This window comes from Streptomyces sp. NPDC001880 (genome assembly GCF_053594575.1).
Genome location: NZ_JBSFET010000022.1, coordinates 1 through 24,119, shown reverse-complemented (window position 1 = coordinate 24,119; position 24,119 = coordinate 1). Strand labels below are relative to the sequence as shown.

Below are 24,119 nucleotides of genomic sequence, written 5' to 3'. Positions count from 1 at the left end.
GTCTCTGATGGCCCGCGGAGCCCCACCGCCCATTTCGCCACGGACCATCTCTGGCCGGGGGAGCACAGGCTTCCGACGTGCCTGAGCCCCGTGGTGCACAGGGCGCCACGGGGCTCAGGGCTACGGGGGATTACGCGACCGATTCAGTCGCCTGCAGCAGGCGCGCCATCGCGGCACTGCGATGGGTCAACGGCTCGTGCTCGGCGCACTCGGCCGCGTACAGCCGCATCAGCTCGTGAAACCGGAACGCGCCCCGGCCGGCCTCGACGAGCAGATGGCGGCGGGCGAGCAGCTTCAGCGTCCCCGCCGCCTCCGGCTCGGTCGTGCCCGCGAGGTCGGCCGCGGCCGACACGGTGATCAGCCCGTCGCTGAAGAGCCCGAGGAGCCGGAACATCCTCGCCGCCTCGTCGGGCAGCGCCTGGTAGGACGTCTCGAACAGGGTGTGCAGGTTGGCCGAGGCATCACCTCCGGCCGCCAGCCCGTCGAGCCGGCCGTGTTCCTCGGCGATGTGCTCGACCAGCGTCGCCAGGGGCACGTCCTGGTTGGCGGCCAGCGTCTCCGCCATCATCCGCAGTGCCAGGGGCCGTCCTCCCGACAGTCCCACGAGCCGCCTGGCTACGGCCTCCTGATGCCGGAGCCGGTCGCCGCTGAGACAGCGGAGCAGCACCAGCGCGTCCTGGGTTCCGAGCGGCTCGAGCCGCAGCAGATGCGCGCCGTCGCGGACCGCGAGGCCTCCCAAGCGATGTCGGCCGGTACTGAGCACGCAGGAGGAACCGCCCGGGATCAACGGCCGTAACTGGTCGGCGCTGAGCACGTCGTCGAGCATCACGAGAACCCGCTTGCCGTTCAACAGACTCCGGTACAGCGTCGCACGGCTCGCGAGATCCGCGGGGATGCGAGCGTCGTCGACCCCGAGGCTCCGCAGCACCTGCAGCAGGGCTTCGGAGGCACTCAGCGAACGGCCTTCCATACTCGTGCCGTGCAGATCGACGTAGAGCTGCCCGTCCGGGAAGTGCTCGGACAACCGGTGGGCCAGTTCGAGCGCGAAAGCGCTCTTGCCGACCCCGGCCGGTCCGTCGATGACGACGATAGGGGTGGAGGCACCCCGCGGGTCGTTCTCGATGAGCAGCCGTGCCAGTTGTTCCAGTTCGCGTGAACGTCCAACGAACCCTCGTGCCACCGGGGGAAGTTGGGCTGGCCTGGGCGTCTCCGCGAGCGCCATTCGGGCCGCAGGGGCCTCCGGGGCGAGTGCCCGGGCGCTGACCGCGATGAAGGTTCCGGTACGGGCGACACCGGTCGCGGTGACCGGGCTGCCGGTGAGGATCTGCTGGTGCAGTGTCCGCAGTTCGGCGCTGGGATCGATGCCGAGCTCGTGCCGCAGCAGTCGCCGGGTCTCGGCATAGACCTCCAGGGCGTGCGCCTGACGTCCGCACCGGTACAGCGCCGTCATCAGCAGCCAGCGAAGCTTCTCGCGCAGTGGCTCCTCGGCCACGGCCCCGAGCAGTACGGTGACCGCCTCGACGGGACGGTCCGCCTCCAGCATGTCACCGGCCCACTCCTCGACAGCTGTGAGCCTGAGGTCCTGGAGCCTCGTGCGCTCCATCGTCGCGAACGGGCCGGGAACACCGGAGTGCGCTTCGCCGTGCCACAGGGACAGCGCGGACTCGGCTTGGTCCAGCGCCTCCTGGAGCTTCCCTTCCGCGCGTGCACGCCGCGCCTCGGCATGGCGGCGGGCGAAGAGCGTGGCGTCCACCGCCGCGGGGTCCGCCTGCAGCACGTAGCCACCGGCGGTCGAGATCAGCAGTTCACCGCTCTCCCGTCTACTGCGTTCCGGTTCGAGGGCGCGGCGGAGTCCGGCCACGTAGGTGTGGACACCGTTAGCCGCGGTCTGGGGAATGTCTCCGCCCCACACCGCGTCGATGACGTGGTCCACACTCACCACGTCGTTCGCCCGGTCGGCGAGCAGCGCGAAGACTGCTCGCTGCTTGGGCGGCCCGAGCACGACTTCTCTGCCGTGTCTCCAGGCACGCACCGGACCCAGCAGTTGCACTTCCAAGGACTCCCCCGCTATCGGCATCGCCCTGTCGCCTCCTGAGGTCGTGGTCGCGGTATCAACGGACCGCTTCCGCCGGTGATTTCAGATATGTAGACGCTTCTCGGGCTCAGTGTTCGGCGCCACCCCGGCCACTCTCGGTCACACGTGCCACCAGACGGTCGGCCACACACCTCAGCTTCTCTCTGGTCTCCTCCAGCTCGCGCTCGGGTACGGAGTGCTCGACGACCCCGGCACCAGCCTGGAGCCAGGTCTCGCCGTTCCGGTGGAAGACACTGCGCAGAGCGAGCGCGGCGTCCATGGAACCGTCCTGAGCCACCGTCATCACCGTGCCGGCGTAGAGGCCTCGCTCCCGCGGCTCGCAGTCCGAGATGGCGTCGTACGCGGCGTGCTTGGGCACACCCGAGGCGGTAACGGCAGGGAAGACGGCCGCGAAGGCATCCCAGGGGCTGGCGTCCAGCGGCATCCGACCCACGACCTTGGAGGCGAGATGCTGGACGGAGCCCCTTTCCTTGATCACCATGTATTCCTGGACCACCACGGTCTCCGGCTGGCAGGGTCCGGCGATTTCATCGACGGCTACCTTCACCGAGATGGCGTGCTCATGAAGTTCCTTGGGGTCCGACAGGAGGTGTTCGCGACGCCGCCGGTCCTCGTAGGCGTCGCCGGTCAGGGCCCGGGTACCTGCCAGCGGCTGGCTGGCGACGGTGCGGTCGGGTTCGACCTCTACGACGATCTCCGGGCTGAACCCGAAGGCTTGAAGGTCTCCCATGTGCAACAAGTAGGATCGCGCCGGCGTGTTGGCGCGGCGTCCGACGAGATAGCTCATCGGGAAATCGATGTCAGCAGCGACCGGGACGATGCGGGATACGACCGCCTTCTGCAGCTCTCCGGCGCGTATGCGGTCCACGACGGTGGCGACGGAGTCGCGGTAGGCCGCGCCACCGACCTCGATGTTCACGCCGACCGGCCGGTCCCGAGCTTCCGGTTCCGTTTCCAGACCGATCAGCGTCTTCTCAACGAGGGCCACCTCCTGCGCGTCCAGACCGCGCACGAGGGCCTGCCCCTGGGACAGGCGTATCTCCGTTCTCGGAACGACGAGATGGAGCAGGACGTCATTCTCCACCGGACGGCCGGCAACGGCGTAGGCGAGCTCGAAGGCGCTCCAACCATAGGCTCGCCAGTCGGCCAGCTCCAGACCGTCCAGGAACTCACGGACCTGGGCCAACGGGTCACCCCGCCAAGGGCGCTCGACGGTGGTGCCGTCCTTCGTACATCGCACGGTGTCCGGTTTCAGCACGACTTCTGCCACGACCCCGCCGGCCACCGACCAGACATCCGGACCTTCGTAGAGGACATAAGTGGAGAACAGGCCCGAGGCGACGAGACCCGTTGCCGCGACAAGTGGATCGGCATCCGTGCGCAGGGTAGCCGATTGATAAGAGAACAGCACGATTCTTCCTCCTGTGACTGACGACCGAAATTGACCACTACAAGGGCGGAAAACAATCGATCGATCCCCACAGAAGAGAATCAGGGAAATAATGACACCGTGCTACGAGAAAGCCATCACAGGATGTTGTCGCGAATATTTTTCCGCCACATCGATGCAGCCCAAAGATGCCCTTGGACATAAGAAAACAGCCTGCGAAGCCCCATCGAGACAGAACGCCAGAACCCAGGAGCGAAATGCTACCCGGGCACTCAGATCCCCCCGTCAACTCTCCTGAACTCCCCAGGAGTGACCAACCAGGGGCGACTGTACCCAACGACTTCGACTCGAATCAACAATGTTTCACAGCACTTCGCGACTTGACCCTCACTTTACCAATCTCGCCCTGCCGGCGTTATCGCCGCACTCCGCCTTATGCGAATTCACTTAGCAATAGTGACGAAGTGAAGGCGGCCCGGCGCTTTTGCACGGGGGAGTGCCGGGCTGCCCGAGACCCTGTCGGCCACGCCGGTCGGCGATCCACGGCAGGGCCCGTCTCACAGAGGGCCGACCCCTCGGCCGGACAGCCGGGCAGCCGTACAACACCGCCACCCCGAACCTCGACTCGACTCCCGCACCCGGCCCCCAGGTTTTTATACTTGTAAGTCGTACGCGTACAATAACTGTAGCGTGGGCTCCTGCCGATGTCACCCCCGTCCCGAAGAGCCCAGCACAGCGCGGTGATCCGGCCCGCGGTCCGAGCGCGGACCGGACAGCTCCACCACTCGGATGGGAGACGCAGGGATGAAGCCCCGCAACGGGCGCAGAGGCGGTGCACGTCGGTCCACACCCCTCTCGCAGGAGACCATCGTCGAGGCCGCACTGCGCATCCTCGACAGTGAGGGACCTCGACAGCTGTCCATGCGACGGCTCGCCAAGGAGCTCTCCATCACGCCGATGGCCCTTTACCACCATGTGCGCGACAGGCACGAGCTGCTGCTGCTCCTCGTCGCCTCCCGATCCCAGGGCCATGCCCGGCCGGTCCTGCCCGAAGACCCGCGCGAGAGACTGCTGGCAGCCGCCCAGCTGCTCCACGACGTCCTTGCCCAGTACCCGTTCCTCAACGAAATCCTGGCGTCCCCCGACCTCTTGGCCGTGTCGGCGCTCTGGGTCATGGAGGCCCTGCTCGACGCGGCCGTACAGTGCGGTCTCACCCCCGAAGAGGCGGCTCAGGCCCATCAGGCCATCTGGCACTTCACGGTCGGTGTCCTTCTGATCCGTACGACCAGCCGTCAGCACCATGCCGAACTGACCCGCCCCACTCAGCGCGAACAGATCTTCGCCACTCTTCCGCCCGACGGCTTCCCTCGCATGACCGCGCTCGCCGGACGCTGGTCGGCGCTCACCGCGCGGGACACCCACCGCGAGGCCCTGGAGGACATCGTCGAGGGCCTGCTCGCCGGACGTGCGGCACACCCGGGAGAACACACATGAGCATCGATACGGCACCCGTGATCGGAATCCTCGGCGGGTACGGACGTGTGGGCGCGGCAGCAGCCCGCTTTCTCGCCGCCGAGCACGGCTACACACTGCGGATCGGCGGACGCTCCGCCGAGAAGGCCTCGCGGTTCGCCCGGAAGCTCGGTGACTGCGCGGAAGCCGCGGTGGTCGACGCCCGCGACAGCCAGAGCCTGACGCACTTCACCCGTGGCTGCGCCACTGTGCTCGACTGCTCCGGAACCGCGTTCTCGCTGCGCGGACGGGTCCGCGCCTCGGTCCTCGCGGCAGGCGCCCACTACGTGGGCATGACGGACGACGGCGGCTCGCGTACGCCGGCTGGGGCGCGTTCGGCCGTACTCTTCACGGGGCTTTCGGGCACCCTGGCCGGCTGGGTGCCACGCTGGCTGGCGGAAGGCCTCGACTCCGCGACCCGCTTCAGCGGCTGGTGGGGCGGTCTCGGCGCCATCCCGCCGCACACGGCGGTCTCCTGTCTGCTCGGCAGGCGCCAGGCGGTCGCTCTCCCCGACGACGGCCACCCCGGCGCCACGCCCGCGTTCAGGGAGGAGGGGCCACGAGCGGAAGCCCGTCCCGGCCCCGTCCTCCAAGAGCTCTCCGACTCCGCTCGGGTGCCGGCCCAAGCCGTCGCCGTCCGCCGCGTGCTCCCTGAGGAATTACGGCAGCAGGCCTACCTGCTGCGGCTGCGGGAGGTCCACTGGCACGAGGTCCTCAAGGGGCCCGGCGTACCTGCCTTCCTCGACCGGTTCGCCCTGCGGCATCCGGCGACGGACCATGGCAGAGCACTCATGGCCGCCGCCCGGGAGCTGGCCAAGGCGAGTATGCGGGACGCGGCCGGCAGCTCTCCGTATCAGGTGATGTATGGCACGCTTGACGGGATGACACCCGAGGGCACTCCCGTGCGGCGGAGCGCGCTGCTGCACTGCACGGACGTGACCGGCTTGGTCGGCGTGATCGCCTCGATCACCGCGCACGAGGTCACGGGGGGCCAGGTCCCGTCCGGCGTCCACGTCATGGCGGCTACGCTGCCGCCGGGGGCCACCGCTGACTGGATCGTGCGTCACCTCCCAGGGACGACGGCGGGGACGACGGAGGTCCCAACGGGCGAACCGGGCATCGTGACTCCGGCGTCACCGACCGCCTGACGCCTGGATGAGCCGCGGGCCGTGGCGGTCCGACACCGGCACAGGGGCGGACCGCCACGGCCGCCGCCCGACACCCACTCCGTACCCGGCACGAGCAACAGAAAGACAGAGAGATGACGCCTGAGACCCGACGCACCGGCAGGACCGGCCGTCCACCCCGCCTGTCCCAGGAGGCCATCCTCACTGCGGCCCAGCACATCCTGGACGAGGAGGGGCCGGAGCACCTGTCGATGCGCCGACTCGCGCAGGAGCTGTCGAGCACGGCGATGGCGCTTTACCACCACGTGCGAGACAAGGACGAGCTGCTGCTGCTCCTGCTCGAACGCCACGCCCAACGCTTCCCGCGCCCCGAGCTGCCTGCTGGGCCGCGTGACCGGCTGTTCGCGGCGAGCCAGGCGCTGCACGACATCCTCGCCGAGTGTCCGTGGATCGTTGAAGTCCTCGCCTCCGACGACCTGATGGCCGTCTCGGCCTTGTGGATCGTGGAGAACATGATCGACGCCGGGATCGAGTGCGGACTCAGCCCGGAGGAGGCCGTGTACGCCTACCGCGTCATCTGGTATTACACCGCCGGCGAGCTCACCATCCGGGTGAACCGCGAGCGGCACCACGCCGATCTCAAGCGAACTCCACACCGTGACAAGGCCTTCGCCGAGCTGACGCCGGAAGAGTTTCCCCGGCTTGCCTCGCTCGCGGGCCAGTGGGACGAGATCACCACGCGGGACACCCACCGCGAGGGCCTGGTGGCCATCGTCGACGGACTGCTGTCACGGACGAGTACGGCGCGAAAGGCGACCTGACAGTGGGCCCGTGGTGCCACCATGCACGGTGGCACCACGGGCCCGCACGGCGCAGTTCACTCAGGCGTCGAGGCTCGCCCGCAGGGCGCGCTTGTCGACCTTGCCGACACCCGTCATCGGCAGCTGTTCCAGGACCACCAGCTGATCGGGCACCTTGTAGGCGGCGACCCCCCGGCCCCGGAACGCGGCCTGCACATCCTGCAGGGCAGGCGGATGCGCGCTGTCCTTGGGTACGACACAGGCGCACGTCCGCTCCCCCATCACGGGGTCGCGCAGGGCGATCACGGCGACGCCCACGAGCGGGAAGGCGGCGAGCAGATGCTCCTCCACCTCCAGCGTCGGCACCTTCTCCCCTCCTCGGTTGACCACGTCGTTAATCCTGCCGACGACCTCGAAGTTGCCCTCGGCAGTCCGGCGCACCAGGTCACCCGTGCGGTAGAAGCCGTCCTCGGTGAACCGGGTGAGGTTGCGCTCCCCTGCGCGGTAATAGCCGCGCAAGGTGTACGGCCCGCGAGTGAACAGCTCCCCCGTGTCACCCGGTCCGGCCTCGCTCCCGTCCTCCCGGATCACCCGCACCTCGTCGGCCGGTGACAGCGGCCGCCCCTGGGTATGGACGATCACGTCCTCGGGGTCGTCGAGCCGTGTGTAGTTGAGCAGTCCCTCGGCCATCCCGAACACCTGCTGAAGCGTGCAGCCGAGGGCCTTGGGCACCTGGCGGGCGGTCTCCGGGTCGAGCCGGGCGCCGCCCACCTGGAGGACCTCCAGGGAGGACAGGTCGTGGTCCGTCCACTCCGCCGCGTCGAGCCACAGAGGCACCAGCGGGGGCACCAGCGAGGTGATCGTCACGCCGGCCCGCTCGATGAGCGGGAAGCACACGTCCGCGGTGGGCGCCGGGGCGAGGACGGCCGTTCCTCCGGCGCGAAGCGTCCCCAGAACGCCGGGGCAGCCGAGCGCGAAGTTGTGCTCCACGGGCAGCGCGGCGAGATAGACGCTTCCCGGCCCGACACCGCACAGCCGTGCGGTCTCCCGCAGTTGGTAGGCGTAGTCCGCGTGCGTCCGCGGGATCAGCTTCGGCGGCCCGGAGGTGCCACCCGACAGGAGGAACAGCGCGACGTCCTCGGGATCCAGCAAGGGCAGGGCGACGGGATCGGCGTCGACGGAGGACAGGGCGGTGTACGGACCCGGATCACCTGCCACGAACACGTGGCGGAGGCTGTCCGTCCGATCGAGCACCTCCCGGGCGACGAGCCGGAAGTCGCAGTCGAGCACCCGTTCCGGGCAGACGTAGGCCACTGCCTCGGAGGTGTCAACGAGGTGGGTGATCTCCGTCGTGCGGTGTGCGGGCAGGGCGTACACCGGCAGGATGCCGGTCCGGAAGAGCGCCAGGCTCAGCACTACGACGCTCACATCGTTGGGGAGTTGCACCACGACCCGGTCGCCCGCCGTCAGGCCCGCGCGCAGCAGGCCGGCGGCCATGCGGTCGGCGGCCAGGTCGAGCTCCTCGTGGGTCAGGCTGCCGGCTGCCGTCACCAGGGCGGTCCCCGCCGACTCCTCGGGCGTCCGCGCGAGCCAGGTCCCGAGGACGTCCGCGTTCCAGTACCCCTGTTGCGTGTATGTGCGAGCCACCGACTCAGGCCAAGGCACGCAGCCCTCTTGCATGGGGGGACCCTCTCTTCCGTAACTGATGATGGTTTGCGGCCGACGGCTCGTCACGGGGTGGACGGCCAAGAAGCGGCGGTCTCGGGCAGCGCTGCCCGTACCGCCGCGAAGACGCGCGGCAGTACGGAGGCACGCCGGGTCTCCAGGTAGAAATGGCCGCCGGTGAAGACCTCCACCTCGCAGGGCCCGGCGGTGACCTCGCCCCAGGCAGCGGCCTCGCCTGCGGTGATTTCCGGGTCGTCGTCGGCGTACAGCACGGTCACCGGGATGCCCAGCGTGCCGCCTGGCAAGGGCCGGTAGGTCTCGATGAGCCGGTAGTCGCTCCGGATGCTGGGCAGCAGGGCTTCCAGCAGTGCGCTGTTGCCCATGACCTCCGAGGCGGTGCCTCCAAGCCTCCCCAGGTCGGCGAGGAGTTCGTCGTCGGTGGCGTGGTGGAGGGCACCGCTCCGGGTGTGCGAAGGGGCGGGCTGGCCAGAGACGACGAGCGCGGCCGGCGGGCGGCCGGTGACGGCGAGCCTGCGGGCGGCCTCGTAGGCCACCGCCGCGCCCATGCTGTGCCCGAAGAAGACGGCGGAAGCGAGTTCTTCGCCGGTGCACAAGCGGGTAAGCGCGGGGACGAGGTCGTCCAGCAGGCTCTCCATGTCCGAGGCGGCCGGCTCGTCGAACCGGTCGCCGCGGCCGGGGTACTGCACCCCGTACACCTCGACGTCCCACGGAGCGTCCAGGGACCAGCCCCGATACCCGCCGACGGACCCGCCGGCGTGCGGAAAGCAGATCAACCGGGAGCGGGCGTGCGTGCGCCGGGAGAACACGCGCAGGGCCGAGGGCGCGCGATGGTCGACCGGCATCACAGCTCGCCCTCCTCGTACTTCTCCTCCTCGGACGGACCTCCCACCGCTCCGGTCAGGTCTCCGCCCGGATCCGGGTCCAGGCCGCGCGCCGCCCTGAACTCGCTCACGAGCGCGGCCATGCCGGCCACGGTCGGGGCCCGCAGGACGTCGCGCATCGGCAGTTCGACGCCCAGCCGCCCGCGGATGGCGGCCACCAGGCGGGTTGCCGTCAGGCTGTCCCCGCCGAGGGCGAGGAACCCCGATCCCCGTGCGGTCACGGGTGTGCCGAGCACCCGTGACCAGAGCTCCGCCACCGTCTCCTCCATGGGGCCCTGCGGGGGATCGTCCACACCCTCGACGGGGTCGGCGACCGCTGTGAAGGCCTGTTCGATCCGCCGCCGGTCCACCTTGCCGTTGGCGCTCAGCGGCAGTTCGGCAAGGCCGACGAGGGAGCCGGGGATCATGTGCGCGGGGAGCCGGTCGGCAAGCCAGGACCGTATCGCCGCCGGGTCAACCACCTGGTCGGCGCGCTCCGCTGCCGGACACCCGGCTGTGATCAGAGCAACGCCGTCGGGCTCCCACCTGGACACCTCGACTCCGGAGAATCCGGCCCGTTCCAGAGCTCGCAGCCACCGCGTCACGTCGGCAGCCGGGGAGGAGATCGGCACTGTCGGGACCGCCAGCGGGGAGGCCTCTTCCCGCGCGACGAGGAACAGCCGGCCGGCGGGCCTCCCCAGCAGGGCCAGCGCCCGCGCGGCCGCGTCCGGGTCCGGCTCGCGGCCGAGTGCGTCGTTCGCCACGAGGACGTCGAAAGCGGCGAGCCTCGACTCGGGCACGGCGAAGGCGTCCTGGCGGGCGGTCCGTACCTGGTGACCCGAGCCGACGAGCCTGTCCTCGGCGGCCGTGGTCCGGGACTCCCGGGGATCGAGCAGCACGTAGTCGACCGTCCCCGTCTTGATCCGCTCCAGCAGTGCGGCGGCGCTCCGGCCGCCCCCACCCGCCCACTCGGCGATGTCGACCGTCCGGGCGATCTCGGTCCGCAGGGCCTCCACCTTCACTGCGACGGCGTCCAGGCACGCGGCAGCACCGGGCGCTCGCAGGGCGAGCCCATCCGGTGAAAGGACGGGGTCGTCGGCCAGGGCGTCGATGTCGGCCGTGCCGGCGAGCACCGCCGACAGCAAGGGCATCGCGCCGGCCCAGCCGTCCACGACCGGCTGGAGGTGGGTACCGGCGATCCGGCCGCGAAGCGCGGCGGCCCGTTCTCCGTCGCGGACCTCGGCCCAGCGGGAGCCGCGGGTCAGGGTCCCGGCCGAGCGGCTCAGGACCCGCCGTTCCCGCAGGAACTCCAGCCAGAAGTCCAGCTGTTGGCGCCCTGCCTCCGCCACCGGCAGCGCGGCCTCCTGGACGGGCTGGTCGCCGGGTGGCAGCAGGGCGTCCAGCAGAACGGCGAGAAACGTCTCGGTCAGCTCCGCTTCCAGCTCGTGCGCTTCCCGCCCTCTGCCGACGCCGTCCGGCCGCGTGGACTCCGCGGCCGGGACGGGAGGCGGGGCGGGCAGGAAGGCCGCCGCGATCTCCCGTGTCCGGTCACCCACGACGGCGGCGAGGACGTGCGAGACGGCGGGGTGCGACTGGAGCACGGACTCGATCTCGCCCAGTTCGACGCGGAATCCGTTGATCTTGACCTGGTGGTCGATGCGGCCCAGGAACTCGAGTGTGCCGTCCGGCCAGTAACGTCCCTGATCACCGGTGCGGTACCAGCGCCCGTCCGACCCGCGGGGGAAACGTTCCCTCGTCAGCTCGGGGTCGCCGCGGTAGCCCTGCGCCACTCCGGCGCCGCCGATCCACAGCTCTCCGGGCACCCGGTCCGGACAGTCCCGCCCGTGCGGGTCGACCACGCGGAACCGCTGGTTGGCCAAGGGCCTGCCGTACGGAATGGACCGCCACTGCTCGGGCACGCCGGTGACCTCGTGGGCGTTCGACCAGATCGCTGCCTCGGTGGCGCCGCCGAGGGCGACCAGCCGGCACCGGCCGTCCGTCGCGCGGTGCAGTCGACCGGGCAGGTCGAGACCGATCCAGTCGCCCGAGAGCAACGCGAGGCGCAGGGTTCCCGGAAGGGGCGCTCCGTCGGCCGCGGTGAGGAGCATCTCCATGAGCGCGGGTACGGAGTTCCACACGGTGACGGCATGGCGTTCGCAGAGCTCGAGCCAGCGACGCGCGTCACGCCGATCGGTCTCGTCGACCAGTACCAGAGCCCCACCCTCCGCCAGCGGGCCGAAGACGTCCCACACCGAGAGGTCGAAGTCCAGGGCGGAGACGGCGAGAACACGGTCCCGGGGCCCCACCCCGTACCGTTCGTCGATGTCCTCCACGGTGTTGACCGCGGCGCGATGGCTGACCTCGACGCCCTTGGGCGTACCGGTCGAACCGGAAGTGAAGATCACGTAGGCGGTCTCGTCGGCGGAGACGCCCACCGGGGCGTCGAGCGGCGCCGACCGGAGGGCTTCCGTGAGGGACAGGACGGGGGCGGTGGACGCCGGTGAAGGCGCCGCGCCAGTGCCGTCCAGGACGAGCACACAGCGGCTGAGCGTGTGGATGCGGTCCCTGCGCCCGGCAGCCTGGTCGACGCCGACGGGTATGTACGTGCCTCCCGCCGCGAGGACGCCCAGCACCGCCGCGATCTGGTCGGGTCCCTTGGGGGCGGTGACAACGACCGGGCTGCCCGGCCCGACGCCCCGTGCGGCGAGCGCACCGGCCACGCGCAGCGCACGGTCGGCGAGTTCACCGTGGCCGAGACGGCCGTCCTCCCCCCAGAGCAGCGCGGGCTCGTCGGCCCGGCCGACCGCCCGCTCGAAGAATGCCTCGTGCAGAAGGCGACCGCTCTCTCGCCTGGTCACGGAGTTCGCCTCGGCACGACATCGGAGCTGGGACTCGGGCAGGGGTATGTCCGGCGGGAGGTTCCAGTCCGCGGTCGCCAGGCTCCGCACCAAGCCGGTGTACGCCGCGAACATCTCGTCGATCACGCCCTCGGGGAAGAGCGCCTCGACGGCGTCCCAGGCCAGCAACAGGCCGCCCTCGCGGGTGCCGTACACCTGGTGGTCCAGCCAGACCTGAGGGGTCTGGGAGACCATCCAGGACAGCTCACCGAAGTGGGCGGCGAAGTCGTCGGGCACCAGGGGTGCGTCGAGGTTGCAGGCGAAGACCACGGGCGCCGCGCGCGGGGTTCCGGTGTCGGCGCGGGCGAAGTCGCGCAGCACGTCGACCCCGGTGTACGCGGCGTGCCCCACGTCGTCGTGCAGGCGCGACTGGATCGCGCGGGCCCGGTCGGCGAAGCCGTCGGCACCGGCCAGATCGACGTCGAGCAGCAACAGGCTGGTGAAGTCGGCCACGATGCGCTCGATGTCCGGGTGGAGGCCCTGGTCGCGGTCGAACAACGGGATGTTGAGCAGGAACCGCTGCTGCCCACTCCATCGCATCAGGATCTCGGAGAAGGCGGTGACCAGCAGCACGGCCGGAGTGAGGCCGTGTTCGCCGGCCCGCCGCTGAAGGGCCGTCCACTCCTGCGGAGTCAGGGTGTCCCCCCGCCGTACGAAGCGGGGCACCCCGATCTCGGCGGGGTCGACTGCCAGAGGGAGCGCGGGCCCGCCGGGGAGTTCCGGCAGGCGTCGCTGCCAGTACTCCCGCGCGCGCTCGCGTCTGACCGCCCGCGGGACGGCGGTGTCCGCGAGGTACTGGGGGAAGGTGTAGTGCAGTTCGGCGACTCTCTCCGGATCGGCGTAGAGCACCGCCAGGTCGGACAGGAGGAGCCGGATGCTGTGCACATCGGCGACCAGCAGATCGGCGTTGAGGTGGATGCGTTGCGCCCCACCGGGGTGGAGGCTGAGCTGGACGTCGAGCACCTCTCCCAAGGCGACGTCGAGCACGCGGTGGGAGAGACGTTCCCGCAGATCCACCAGGGCGGCTTCGGCGGTGTCGGCCGGGAGGTCCGTGACGTCGTGGACGGTGAGGCCCGGCCACGTGGCACTCTCGCTGAAGCGCTGTGTCCCGTCCTCCGCGAACGAAGCACGCAGCATGGGGTGTCGGCGGATCAGAGCCAGCACGGCTCGCTCTAGGCGGTCGGCCGCCACGTCCCGGGTGTCGATCTCCAGATAGGCGTGGCAGCCGACGCCGCCGAGCGGTCGGTCGGTGCCGCGGCCGATCCAGTAGGCCTGCTGGACCGGTGTCAGCGGGAACGGCGCGCGCTCGTCAAGGGGGACGGAGGCGCCGGCGTCCGGCTCCGGCACCGCCCCAAGCGCCTCCTCGCTGCTCGACTCGCGCGAGGCGAGCAATTCGTACCAGGCCGCGAGGCGCGGATCCTGGGCCATCTCGGTGAAGTCCACGCCCGCGCCCGAGCGGTTCATCCGGTTGACCAGTGTCATCAACTGGATGGACTGCAAGCCCAGTTCGAAGAGGTTCGCGTCGTCGTCACCGGGGCCCAGTGCGACCCCCAGCAGCGCGGTGACCTCCTTGCGGAGATCGATCGGCTGCCCTTCCGTGCTGCGTGACATCCCTACCCCCGTGTGTCGGATGGTGTCTTACGGGCAAACGCTCGTCATCGTGCCTTCACGCCGCCGCATGTGCGGCGATTCTCCAGAATTCGGCGTACCGGCCGCCGCGCCGGACGAGTTCCTCGTGGGTACCCTGCTCGACGATCCGGCCGCCCTCGAGGAACACGATCAGATCGGCGTTCTCGACCGTGCTGAGTCGGTGGGCGACCATGATCACCGTACGGCCCGCCATGAGCCGGTCGAGGCCTTCCTGAACAGCCGCCTCGCTCTCCGGGTCGAGGGCCGAGGTGGCCTCGTCGAGCAGCAGCACAGGGGCGTTCTTCAGCAGGGCCCGGGCAATCGAAACCCGCTGCCGCTCACCTCCGGACAACGTGGCGCCACCCTCGCCGACCTGGGTGTCCCAGCCATCAGGGAGCCGGTCCACTACCTCGTCCAGGGACGCCGCGACGGCCGCGGCCCGCACCTCCTCGGCAGTGGCGTCGGGCCGACCGACCCGGACGTTGTCCTCGATGGTGCCCTCGAACAGGTAGACGTCCTGGAAGACCATGGACAGCCGGGACATCAGCTCCTCGCTGTCGATGTCCCGTACATCCACCCCACCGAGGCGCACCGCACCGGAATCGACGTCGTGGAACCGGCCGACAAGCTGGAGAAGCGTGCTCTTACCCGCACCCGAGGAGCCGACGACGGCGACCCGTCGGCCCGGGGCGGCCTCCAGGGAGAGTCCATCGAGCACCCGGCGGTCGCCACGCTGGAAGCTGACCTTCTCCAGCTCGACACCATCGTGGGCCGGGACCGTCGGCCGTTCGGCGCGCGGCAGCGGAGGCTCAGTCAGGACCGCGCTGATGCGCTCGAGCTCGCCCCGGGAGACGCGCATGATGCCGCCCAGGTCGGCAAGAGACAACAGGGGTTCGACGCAGCGGGCCGCCAGGACCGTGATCGCCAGCAGCTCCGGTGCGCCGAGGCTGCCATTCAGCGCCAGGTGGACACCGAGGGCGAGGACAGCGGTGAAGACGGCCTGCACGGAGAAGGTGAGGCCGAGCATGCCGGGCACGCCGCTGAGGGCCGCACGCCGGCCGCTGCGCCACTGCTGGTGCAGGGCGTCGTCCAGGAGTCCGAAGCGCTCGCCCGTACGGCCGCCGGCGCGCAGCACCGGCTGGGCGCGGACGAATTCCACGACGCGGCCGGCGGCCTCGTCGCTGCTGCGCGCCCGCTCGGCGTCCTGGCGGGCCGTGGCTTTCGAAGTCCAGCGCTGTACGCCGACGATGACCGGTACGGCGACGAGCCCGGCCAGGGCGAGACGCCACTCGAAGAAGAAGAGGACCACGACCACGGACAGAGGGATCAGTACGGCGTTGATCAGGGGCCGGAGCCGGTGGGCCGGTACCGACATGACCTCCATCACGCTCCGGCTGGTCAGCCCGGAGACGTCCCCTACCCGGCGGGGCGTGAACCAGCCCAGCGGCAGTCCGGCGAGGTGGTCGCCGAGGCGGTGGTGCAGCCCTCGGGAGAGCTCACCCCCGGTACGGAAGCCCGACTTGTCACTGAAGTAGCCGAGGATCGAGGTGACGAGGACGGCCACAGCGAAGGCGGCGAGCCACGGCCAGGCGTCCTGCGCCTCGCCGCCGAGCAGGGCCCGCAGCAGCGGGATGAGGAGCGCGTAGGACAGCCCCTCCACGACGGCGCAGACGGACATCAGCGCGACGGTACGGCGCAGGGGGCCCGAGTGCCGCTCGCCCAGGACCCGGATCAGCAGACCGATCATCGGCGGATCTCCCTCTTCTGGCCGGCACTCGCGCGCTGGGCGCGCCACATGGCGGCGAACTTCCCGTTCACGTCCAGCAATTCGCTGTATGTGCCGCTCTCGACGATCCGTCCGTCCTCCATGACCACGATCCGGTCGGCCCTGGCGACGGTCTCCAGACGGTGGGCGATCATCAATTGCGTACGGCCGTGGACGAGGTTCTCGAGGGCTGCTCGGATCTCGGCCTCGGTCTTGGCGTCGGCGAAGGACATGGCCTCGTCGAGGACCAGCACGGGGGCGTCCACGAGCAGCGCCCGGGCAATGGAGAGTCGCTGCGCCTCGCCTCCGGAGAGGCCCACGTCCTCGCCGATCACGGAGTCGTATCCGCGGGGCATCTCCTGAATACGCTCGTGGATACCCGCCGCGCGTGCCGCCTGCTCGACAGCGGCGCGGTCGGCGTCCGGCACCGCGAGGGCGATGTTCTCGGCAATGCCCGCTCGCAGCAACCGGACGTCCTGGAGGACGAAGGAGATGTGACGGTACAACTGCTCGCTCGGAATGTCGCGTACGTCGACGCCACCGAGGAGCACGGAACCGCTGGTGGGGTCGGAGAAGCGCGGGACCAGCTGGGCCAGAGTAGACTTGCCTGCTCCCGAAGGACCGACGAGCGCGGTGGTGGTGCCGGGCTCGAGGACCAGGTCGATTCCCTGCAGCACCGGGCGGCCGGAGTCGTAGGCGAAGCCGACACCGCGGAACTCCACGCGGTCGCCGCGCGGTTCGGCCGGGGTGACCGGCTCGGGCAACGACGGCACGTTCAGCATCGCCCGGATCCGCTCGGCGGACCGCTCGGCGGCGTGCACGTTGTCCAGGCCGTGGCCGAGGGCGGCGATGGGCGCGGTCAGCGCGACGGCGAGCAGCGGGAAGGGCAGCAGGTCGGCGGGCGGCATGGCGTCGGACGCGATCAGGGCTGTACCGCCGGCGAAGACGAGCAGCAGGACGAACGGCGGGGAGAGCACCAGTGCGGCCAGCGAGGCGAGGCCCGCGGCCCCCGCGACGTAGGTGAGGAAGAAGTCGGCGAAGTCGTCTGCAGCCTTGCGGTAGCGACGGTGTGCCTGCCCGCCGCCGCCGAAGGTCTTGACGACCGAGATTCCTTCGACGAACTCCACAGAGGCGGCGCCGATACGTCCCATGGCCTCGCCCATCCTGCGGCCTTCACGCTGCCTGTCCTCGCTCTGCAGGAGGCGCTGCAGCAGCAGGCCGAGCAGGACCGGCACAAGCGCGACGAGGGTCAGACGCCAGTCCACCCAGGCGAGATAGACGAACGAGGCGAGCGGGACGACGATGGCGGAGGTGGCCTCGACGGGCGCGTGCGCGATGAGGTGGTGGAGTTGGTCGACGTCGCCCTGCACCACGCCGTTGATCTCGCCGGAGCTGCGGCGTGAGTACCAGCCGAGCGGTACCTTGCCCAGGCGCTGGGCAAGGAGCCGCCGCAGCGACAACTGGAGCCGACCGTCGACGAGATGAGCGATGCCGCCGGACGCCGCGGCGAGTACGACGCGGACGAGCAGGCCGGCGACGCCGATCCAGACGGCGAGCCAGGCGGCGTCGTTGTCCACCGGCCCCGGCGTCAGCAGCACCCGCCCGAGCTCGACCACCGCGAGCAGCGGTGCGAGGCCGGCCAGGGAGCTGACGATCTGGAGGACGAAGACGGCGACGAGGCTGGTGCGGTAGGGGCGGAGCAGTCGCAGGAGCACCTGCCGGGAGGTCGCGACCGGACCACCCGCATCGTTTTCGGCGACTCCGCCGTCGACCACCTCCCCGCCGTCGGCACGGCTGTGCAGACCCTCTGCCGTAGCCATGGGATTCCCCACCTTTCGGGCGCGACCGTCCGGTCCGGGAGCGGGCAGCACTGCCACGACCGGACGGCAAGATCCATGAAGACGCCAATAACTTTACACGTATAAGAACCCGCCTCGCAAGGGCATCGAGACGTTCGCCGGGCCACGCCAGGGGGCCGCGGCGCACACTTCTCGACGGGTTTCGCAGCACGCAGAATCCGTCCAGACGATGCCCAGAAGTGGCCTGAAACGATCGCGGGGGCCCCGATCCGCGGCGGCCATGACCTCACCACGGAAAGCTGGGACGTGTGCGCTTACTACTTCTGAGCGGGCTCGGGCCCGCGAACCTCAATTCGCCCTATCTGGAAGGTTCGCTCTTCACGGCGGATCCGTCGGACGCGGCCAGTGAGATGCTCCGGAGGGCCGGAAGCGCCGACCTGGACCTGGGACGGCTCGCCTTCACCCAGCACGGGCGGGAATACGCCCTGCTCAGGCCGCGTTCGGCCACGACGCCGCACCTCACGACGGTCACCCTCCTGTCCATCCTGGAGAACAGCGGCCACAGTTTCGAGCGCATCGACCTGGCCGACGTCTGGGAGGGGCGCGCGAAGGCACCCGCGGCCGACGTCGACGTGGTGCTCCTGTCGACCACGTACATCTGGAACGGCCCGATCCTGGGCTCGGCTGTGCGGTGGGTACGGGAGAACCTCCCGGGCACGCGGATCATGGCGGGCGGGCAGTTCACCAACCTCAAGTTCATGTCCGCCATGCGTGACTTCCCGGAGATCGTCGCGGTGGTGCGCGGCGACGGCGAGATCGCCCTACCCAAGACCCTGGACGCGCTGACGGGCAAGGGCGAGATGAGCGCCGTGCCGAACCTCGTGTGGCGCGACGGGGACAACATCCGCATCAATCCCACCGAGTACGTCGACATCGATGACTTCCCCTCGCCACGAGTCCTCGGAAAGCAGTCGATCGTTCCCTACGAGTCCATGCGAGGCTGTCCCTTCGACTGCAAATTCTGTTCGTTCCCCGCGGCTTCACCCAAATGGCGATACAAGTCCGCCGAGAAGATACGCGACGACTGGATGGCCTACGCCGATCAGAACGGCGCTGACGTCATCTCGGCGATGGATTCGACCTTCACCATTCCGCCGACGCGGCTGCGCCGGCTGCTGGAAATCCTGCCGGATTCGGGTATACCGAGGTGGGAGGGTTTCAGCAGGGCCAACACGATCAATTCGGCGGAGCTCGTGGCAGGCCTCAAGGCCTCGCACTGCTACCAGCTCCACATCGGTTTCGAGTCGATGAACGACGGCACGCTGAAGCGGATGAGCAAGCGGGTCTCGGTGAAGCAGAACCGTCGGGCCGTCGAGCTGCTCAGCCGGAGCGGGCTGTCGTACTACGGCCTCTTCATCGTCGGATACCCCGGCGAGGAGCCCGGGATGTTCCAGGACACGCAGGACTACCTCCTGCGGGAGTACTCCGGGCACTACGCGCTGTCCAAGTTCTCCATCACCGACGAGACCATGCCGCTCTGGCAAGACCGGGAGGAGTTGCAGATCGTCGCCGACGATCCCACGGACCCCGCCTCGCCCTGGTCCCACATCGGCATGGACAGCGCACAGGCTGCCCGGTTGCAGAAGGAGACCCTCGACAAGGTACGGCTCACCAACGACAAGGCCGTACTCAGTCTCTGGCAGCACGACTACCAGCACTGGCTGATGCCCCGACACGACCACTCGACCAACATCGCGGTGGAGAAGTGCCTGGAGCGGATGGGCATGGCTCCGGTCGACTACGCCGACCTGGACGAGGGGGCCGCGGCCATCCGTGACAACCTCCACCGACTGAAGGACTTCGGCGTCGAACTTGCGCCGAAGGGCGTGCAGTTGGTGTGCGATCCGGTGTGATCCTCGCAAGACGACGGCGCGGCGGGTCCTGGCCCGCCGCGCCGTCGTCTGCTACCCGGGACGTGTCACAGCACGCCTTCCTCCATGATCGGGCCGGCGGGGACGACGTCGCCCACCCGTGCGCCGGTGGAGCGCGAGTCGTAAACCCGTCCGGCCTGGCCGGGTCCGCCCGTGGGACGTCCGTCCTCGAAGGTTCCCGCGTCGAGGGTGACGACCGTGCCGGGCAGGTGCCGCTGCAGCGCGTCCAGGACCCCTCGGGCCGACAGCAGCTGCGCCGCCCGGTGCACACCACGGGGAACCCGTCCCCGGGCCACCTCCCGCGCCGCCACCGCACCCACCACGCCGGTCATCGCCGATCCGTCCTCGCCGCGGATCACCACCCTGCACCGCACCTCGACGCCGTCGAGTCCCGTGAACTCCAGGACCCCGCACAGCACGTGGTACGGGGAACGCCCCAAGGCGTCGAGCGTGCTGGCCCGCACCACACCGGCCGCCTGTGCGTCCAGACTGGCCGCGCGATCGTCGCCGGCCCGGTAGCGGTTCAGCGCGTCGAGCAGGTGACGGCCGTCGAAGGCGTTGTACCAGCGGGCCTCCGCGAGGCCCAGCGCCCGGGCCTGGCCCGCCAGCTCCTGGGTGAGATAGGGATACGCGGTGACCGGGCGCGGCACGCCCGCCACCACGCGATCCTCCGCCCCTCGCAGGGCGCCGTGCACGACGCGCCCGTCGCGCCACTGTGCCCGCGGAGTACCGTAACCGCGGTCCAGGCTCAGCAGGTAGTCGATGGCCCCGGTCCGCGTGAACGCACCGAGCGAGACGTAGCAGCCGATGAACCGGGCGGCCCCCAGAGGGTGCCGCCCCTCCGCGAGCAGCCGGGGCAGCAGCCCAGACAGACCGGGCGAGAGCCCGGCCGACAGGACCGCCGTACGTTCCCCCGCCGGAGCGGGACCGGGACCGCAGCCGTCCATCACATCCACGTAGTCGGCCCCCGCGGCAGCCGCAGCCCGGCGGGGACGGTCGGCCAGTTCATAGGCGGGTCCGGCACAGTGGAGCATCACGTCGCAGCCCTGGGCGAACCGTTCGAGGCTCGCCTCGGACCGGGCGTCGACCTCCCTCGCGTCGACCGGACCGCCGAGGGCGGCGGCACAGCGCGCCGCCGCCTCGGGGTTCCGGCCGCCGAGCCGGAGCCGGAACTCTCCCTCTGCCGCGAGGACACGAGCGGCCGCAGCGCCGACAGCCCCGTATCCGCCGAGAATGCCGATCAGGGGCGCGTCGTCGATCACTGCCCGTCCTCCCGGAGCAGCGCGCGCGCCACGGCCTGGGCGTTGGGCGCCTGGACGCAGGTGAAGTGGTCACCGGGCACGTCCACGATGCGCAGGCCCGCGCCGCACACCTCTCGCCAGTAGTCCGTCATGTCTCGGTGCATGCCCGGGAAGATCTCGGCCTCACCCGTCTGACGGACGAACGTCGCCGGCAGGTCACAGGGCGTCGCCTCGTGCAAGGCGACGGAGACCAGACTGTGCTTGACGATCCGGTACAGCCGGGACAGGCGCTCCTCGGAGCGCAGCTCGGCGTCCCCCACCGGCATCGACGCGCCGATGGCACGAATGCGCTCCTCCTGGGGCCGCTCGGCAAGAGCCCGGAACGCCCGCAGTGCCTTCCTTCCCGGCCCGTTGAGCGCCGACTCCTGCCAGTCGACAAGGCTCCCCTGCGGCACCGCATTCGCGAAGCACTCGGTAGTCGCTCGCACCAGGTCCCGCGTCGCCGACTCGTCCTGGGGGTAGCCCAGTCCGACCAGGTCCGCGCGCATCAGCCGGGCGAAGATGTACTCGGCCAACAGGTCGTCCTCCACGAGGTACGGCACCCGGTAGCTGCTGATCACGGTGAGGCCCGTCACCTCGGCGCCGGCATCGGTCAGTCGGCGGGCGAGTTCGGGCACCAGCAGACCGCCCATGCAGTAGCCGACGAGGTGCACCCTCCTCAGCCCTTCGGCGAGGAGGGCCTCGGCGTGCCGTTCGGCGAGCTCCGCAACCTGAGTGCCCGGATCCGCCTTCAGGAACGCCTCGATGTCATCGACGACGAGACCAGCAAGGGGCAGCCGGTCCCCCAGCTCTCGGATCACCTCGCGGTACGGTATGAGGGTGCCCGTTCCGTCGTGCACCAGGACCCGGGTGGCGGTGTCCCCCGCAGCGGCGGCGCCGTCGCTGATCCGGACCAGCGGGGAGGCGGCGACCGCCCCGGCGAGACGGTGGTCGCCTCCGCGGGCGGCGCCGAGGTGTTTGGCGAGCGCCGCCACGGTCGGCCGGTTCATCATCAGGCGCAGCAGGTCGTCCCACTCCAGGTCGGCGGCCTCGGGCATCCGTTCACGCATCCTGGTGACGAGGCGTGCCACGAGCAGCGAGTCGCCACCGAGGTCGAAGAAGTTGGCGTCGCGGCCGACGAAGGTGACCGGCAGCACGTTGATCCAGAGCTCGGCCAGAGTCTGCTCCATGCCGGCGCGCGGCGCGTCGCCGCCCTCGTCGACCCGCCCCTGCGCCGCGGACGCGGTCCACGCGTCGAGACGGGCGCGGTCGACCTTGCCGTTGCCGGTGAGGGGAATCCGGTCCACGACCTGGAGTTCGGCCGGAATCATGTACGACGGCAGCCGGTCCCGTAGATGACCGACGAGCGCCTCCGGCCGGAGCCGGGTGCGATCGGCCTTGAGCCGCGACGCGAAGACGTGCTGGCCGATGCGGGACAGCGGACTGTCCTCCTCGGGCAGACAGAAGGCGACCTCAGCACCGGCTTCGCGGAGCATCCGCAGCCACTGGTCGCGTCCGAAGAAGGTCTGGCCCGTCTCGCGGCGCTCGTCCTCGAAGCCGTGGAGGCCCGCGTTGAACTCCATGGAGGTCATGACGTGGTACGCGTCGCGTGTCGCCTCGATGAAGACCAGCCAGCCCCCGGGCGCGAGGAGCTCCCGCAGCCGGGTGAGGACGTGCTCCGCCTGCACGGAGTTGTGCAGGACGTTGGCCAGAAGGATCACATCGAACGAGTTCGGCGCGAGGCCCTGGGCGCGGTAGTCGCGGTTGAGGTCGAAGAGCCCGTAGCGGACCCAGGGAAAGTCCTGGAACTTGTCCTGTGCCGCGGTGAGGAAGAAGTGGGACAGGTCGGTGAACAGGTAGTCGACGCCCAGGCCGTCGAGCTCGGGCACCAGGACGGTGCTCGTACCGCCCACGCCGGCACCGATCTCCAGGAGCCGGAGCGGCTCGGGGTCGTCGTGCCGCTGAGCGATCTCGCGCAGCGCCGCGACCACGACCGCGTTGTTGTGGCGGCTGATCAGGTTGTCGCGATAGGCGGCCTCAGCGGTCTCCAGACGGCCTTCCGGGAAGAGCAGCGTCTTGAGGTCGATCTCGTTGCGCACTAGCGGAGCGAGGTGCTGTTCGGAAACCCTGTGGTAGCGGACGAGTTCGGCTCCCCAGCGGATGCGGGGCTCGAGTGCGTCGATCCAGTCCAGCACGGCCTCGCGCTGCCCCGGGGTGTCCTCCTGAAGCTCGCGGTAGCGCCCGGTGTCCGCGTCCTGGACCACCCGACCCTCCTGCTCCAGGGCGCCAAGCCAGCGCCGCACGAGGTAGTGGTTCTCGGGGGCCGCGCCCACGGCTTCGATGATCTCCTCGGCGGTGTGCTCGGCCGCGGCGTCGGGGAAGAGCCCGCACGACCGGAAGAGGACGGCAATCGACTGGAGAGCGGAGATGTCGAGCAGCTCGACCATCTCGGTCACCTCGCCCGCGTCGACGGCGCGGACGGCCTCGGGGACGCTCGCGGACGCCTTGTCCCGTAGCGTGGCGGGGAGTTCGGGAGCATCCGTCCGGACGGGCTCGGCGAAAGCGACGAGCCGGCGTGCGGTGCCCTCTCCCTGGAGGGCGGCAGCGGCGGCCTCCACCGCGGGGTGGGTCTGGAGCGCCGCCTCGACCTCGGCAAGCTCGACGCGGTGGCCGTTCAGCTTCACCTGGCGGTCGACACGACCCAGGAACTCGATCTCTCCATCGTCCAGACGGCGTCCCATGTCGCCCGTGTGGTAGAGCCGTTCGCCGGTGACGGGGTGCGTCACGAACCGCTCGGCGGTGCGCTCGGCGTCCCCGAGGTAGCCGAGGGCGAGGCCGGCTCCGGCGATGTACAGCTCGCCGGTGACGTGGACGGGGCATTCCCTGAGGAATGTGTCGAAGACATGGAAGCGCTGGTTGGCCAGCGGCCTTCCGTACGGGATGCTGCGCGCATCGGCGCCGACCATGGTGACGGGGTGACAGATCGACCAGATGGCCGCCTCCGTGGCGCCGCCGAGGCTCACCACGTTCAGCCCGGGAACACGGCGTCGGACGGCATCGGGGAGGGTGACGGGTATCCAGTCGCCCGACAACATCGCCAGTCTCAGCCGGGAGACGTCCACATCGGGTTCCGTACGGAGGTACTCCTCCAGCATCTGCATCTGCGCGGGCACGGAGTTCCACACGGTGACGGCGTGAGTCGCGAGCAGATCCGCCCAGTGCCCGGGGTCGCCGCGACGTGCGGCGTCGGGCAGGACGAGCGCGCCACCGGTCGAGAGGGGGCCGAAGATGTCGTACACCGACAGGTCGAAGCCGAGCTGCGCCAGTCCGAGCACACGGTCGTCGGCG

13 protein-coding genes are annotated in these 24,119 nt (G+C 70.2%); 4 read left to right on the top strand and 9 right to left on the bottom strand.

Annotation, left to right across the window (positions count from 1 at the left end; translation table 11 throughout):
- Positions 1-130 precede the first annotated feature (130 nt).
- Together ACWCQ6_RS15425 and ACWCQ6_RS15420 are read right to left on the bottom strand one after the other, a co-directional pair.
- Positions 131-2,050: a BTAD domain-containing putative transcriptional regulator gene (locus ACWCQ6_RS15425; protein ID WP_451089322.1), complete on the bottom strand. Its 1,920-nt coding sequence runs from the start codon at positions 2,048-2,050 to the stop codon at positions 131-133.
- Positions 2,051-2,162: 112 nt separating this feature from the next.
- Positions 2,163-3,506, bottom strand: coding sequence for a salicylate synthase (locus ACWCQ6_RS15420; protein ID WP_451089320.1), 1,344 nt, complete (start codon positions 3,504-3,506; stop codon positions 2,163-2,165).
- A gap of 783 nt (positions 3,507-4,289) precedes the next feature.
- Between ACWCQ6_RS15420 and ACWCQ6_RS15415 the strand changes: the two genes are divergently transcribed.
- From ACWCQ6_RS15415 to ACWCQ6_RS15405, 3 genes are all read left to right on the top strand, one after another.
- Positions 4,290-4,979 carry a TetR/AcrR family transcriptional regulator gene (locus tag ACWCQ6_RS15415; protein ID WP_451089318.1) on the top strand — a complete coding sequence of 230 codons (690 nt, stop codon included), beginning with the start codon at positions 4,290-4,292 and terminating at the stop codon, positions 4,977-4,979.
- Positions 4,976-6,145 carry a saccharopine dehydrogenase NADP-binding domain-containing protein gene (locus ACWCQ6_RS15410; protein WP_451089316.1) on the top strand — a complete coding sequence of 390 codons (1,170 nt, stop codon included), beginning with the start codon at positions 4,976-4,978 and terminating at the stop codon, positions 6,143-6,145. Before ACWCQ6_RS15415 ends, ACWCQ6_RS15410 begins: the two co-directional genes overlap by 4 nt.
- A 113-nt stretch (positions 6,146-6,258) precedes the next feature.
- Positions 6,259-6,945 (top strand): TetR/AcrR family transcriptional regulator, encoded by a 687-nt coding sequence (locus tag ACWCQ6_RS15405; protein ID WP_451089314.1) that lies wholly within the window; start codon positions 6,259-6,261, stop codon positions 6,943-6,945.
- Between the two features lie 60 nt (positions 6,946-7,005).
- On the opposite strand, the gene ACWCQ6_RS15400 is transcribed toward ACWCQ6_RS15405, so the two are convergent.
- Genes ACWCQ6_RS15400 through ACWCQ6_RS15380 form a run of 5 tightly spaced genes read right to left on the bottom strand, consistent with a single transcriptional unit; the run spans position 7,006 to position 17,581 of the window.
- The gene (locus ACWCQ6_RS15400) at positions 7,006-8,604 is read right to left on the bottom strand and encodes a (2,3-dihydroxybenzoyl)adenylate synthase (protein WP_451089312.1); all 1,599 of its coding nucleotides are present in this window, start codon (positions 8,602-8,604) and stop codon (positions 7,006-7,008) included.
- A gap of 50 nt (positions 8,605-8,654) precedes the next feature.
- Complete coding sequence (locus tag ACWCQ6_RS15395) at positions 8,655-9,452, bottom strand: thioesterase II family protein (RefSeq protein WP_451089310.1); 798 nt, start codon at positions 9,450-9,452, stop codon at positions 8,655-8,657.
- Positions 9,452-13,978: an amino acid adenylation domain-containing protein gene (locus ACWCQ6_RS15390; RefSeq protein ID WP_451089308.1), complete on the bottom strand. Its 4,527-nt coding sequence runs from the start codon at positions 13,976-13,978 to the stop codon at positions 9,452-9,454. Before ACWCQ6_RS15390 ends, ACWCQ6_RS15395 begins: the two co-directional genes overlap by 1 nt.
- Positions 13,979-14,033: 55 nt before the next feature.
- Positions 14,034-15,743: an ABC transporter ATP-binding protein gene (locus ACWCQ6_RS15385; protein WP_451089306.1), complete on the bottom strand. Its 1,710-nt coding sequence runs from the start codon at positions 15,741-15,743 to the stop codon at positions 14,034-14,036.
- Positions 15,740-17,581: an ABC transporter ATP-binding protein gene (locus tag ACWCQ6_RS15380; protein ID WP_451089304.1), complete on the bottom strand. Its 1,842-nt coding sequence runs from the start codon at positions 17,579-17,581 to the stop codon at positions 15,740-15,742. Before ACWCQ6_RS15380 ends, ACWCQ6_RS15385 begins: the two co-directional genes overlap by 4 nt.
- Before the next feature lie 287 nt (positions 17,582-17,868).
- Between ACWCQ6_RS15380 and ACWCQ6_RS15375 the strand changes: the two genes are divergently transcribed.
- Positions 17,869-19,473, top strand: coding sequence for a B12-binding domain-containing radical SAM protein (locus tag ACWCQ6_RS15375; RefSeq protein ID WP_451089302.1), 1,605 nt, complete (start codon positions 17,869-17,871; stop codon positions 19,471-19,473).
- 65 nt (positions 19,474-19,538) lie between these two features.
- Here ACWCQ6_RS15375 and ACWCQ6_RS15370 read toward each other — a convergent pair whose 3' ends face one another.
- Complete coding sequence (locus ACWCQ6_RS15370; RefSeq protein ID WP_451089300.1) at positions 19,539-20,753, bottom strand: saccharopine dehydrogenase NADP-binding domain-containing protein; 1,215 nt, start codon at positions 20,751-20,753, stop codon at positions 19,539-19,541.
- The coding region (locus ACWCQ6_RS15365) for an AMP-binding protein (RefSeq protein WP_451089298.1) at positions 20,750-24,119 on the bottom strand (3,370 nt) is incomplete at its 5' end. The genes ACWCQ6_RS15365 and ACWCQ6_RS15370, both read right to left, overlap by 4 nt.

Excerpts from the sequence above, each read along its gene's own strand:
- ACWCQ6_RS15400 (WP_451089312.1), bottom strand. The coding sequence starts at position 8,604 with ATGCAAGAGGGCTGCGTGCCTTGGCCTGAGTCGGTGGCTCGCACATAC.
- ACWCQ6_RS15395 (WP_451089310.1), bottom strand. The coding sequence starts at position 9,452 with ATGCCGGTCGACCATCGCGCGCCCTCGGCCCTGCGCGTGTTCTCCCGG.
- ACWCQ6_RS15385 (WP_451089306.1), bottom strand. The coding sequence starts at position 15,743 with ATGATCGGTCTGCTGATCCGGGTCCTGGGCGAGCGGCACTCGGGCCCC.
- ACWCQ6_RS15405 (WP_451089314.1), top strand. The coding sequence starts at position 6,259 with ATGACGCCTGAGACCCGACGCACCGGCAGGACCGGCCGTCCACCCCGC.
- ACWCQ6_RS15410 (WP_451089316.1), top strand. The coding sequence starts at position 4,976 with ATGAGCATCGATACGGCACCCGTGATCGGAATCCTCGGCGGGTACGGA.
- ACWCQ6_RS15390 (WP_451089308.1), bottom strand. The coding sequence starts at position 13,978 with ATGTCACGCAGCACGGAAGGGCAGCCGATCGATCTCCGCAAGGAGGTC.
- ACWCQ6_RS15380 (WP_451089304.1), bottom strand. The coding sequence starts at position 17,581 with ATGGCTACGGCAGAGGGTCTGCACAGCCGTGCCGACGGCGGGGAGGTG.
- ACWCQ6_RS15415 (WP_451089318.1), top strand. The coding sequence starts at position 4,290 with ATGAAGCCCCGCAACGGGCGCAGAGGCGGTGCACGTCGGTCCACACCC.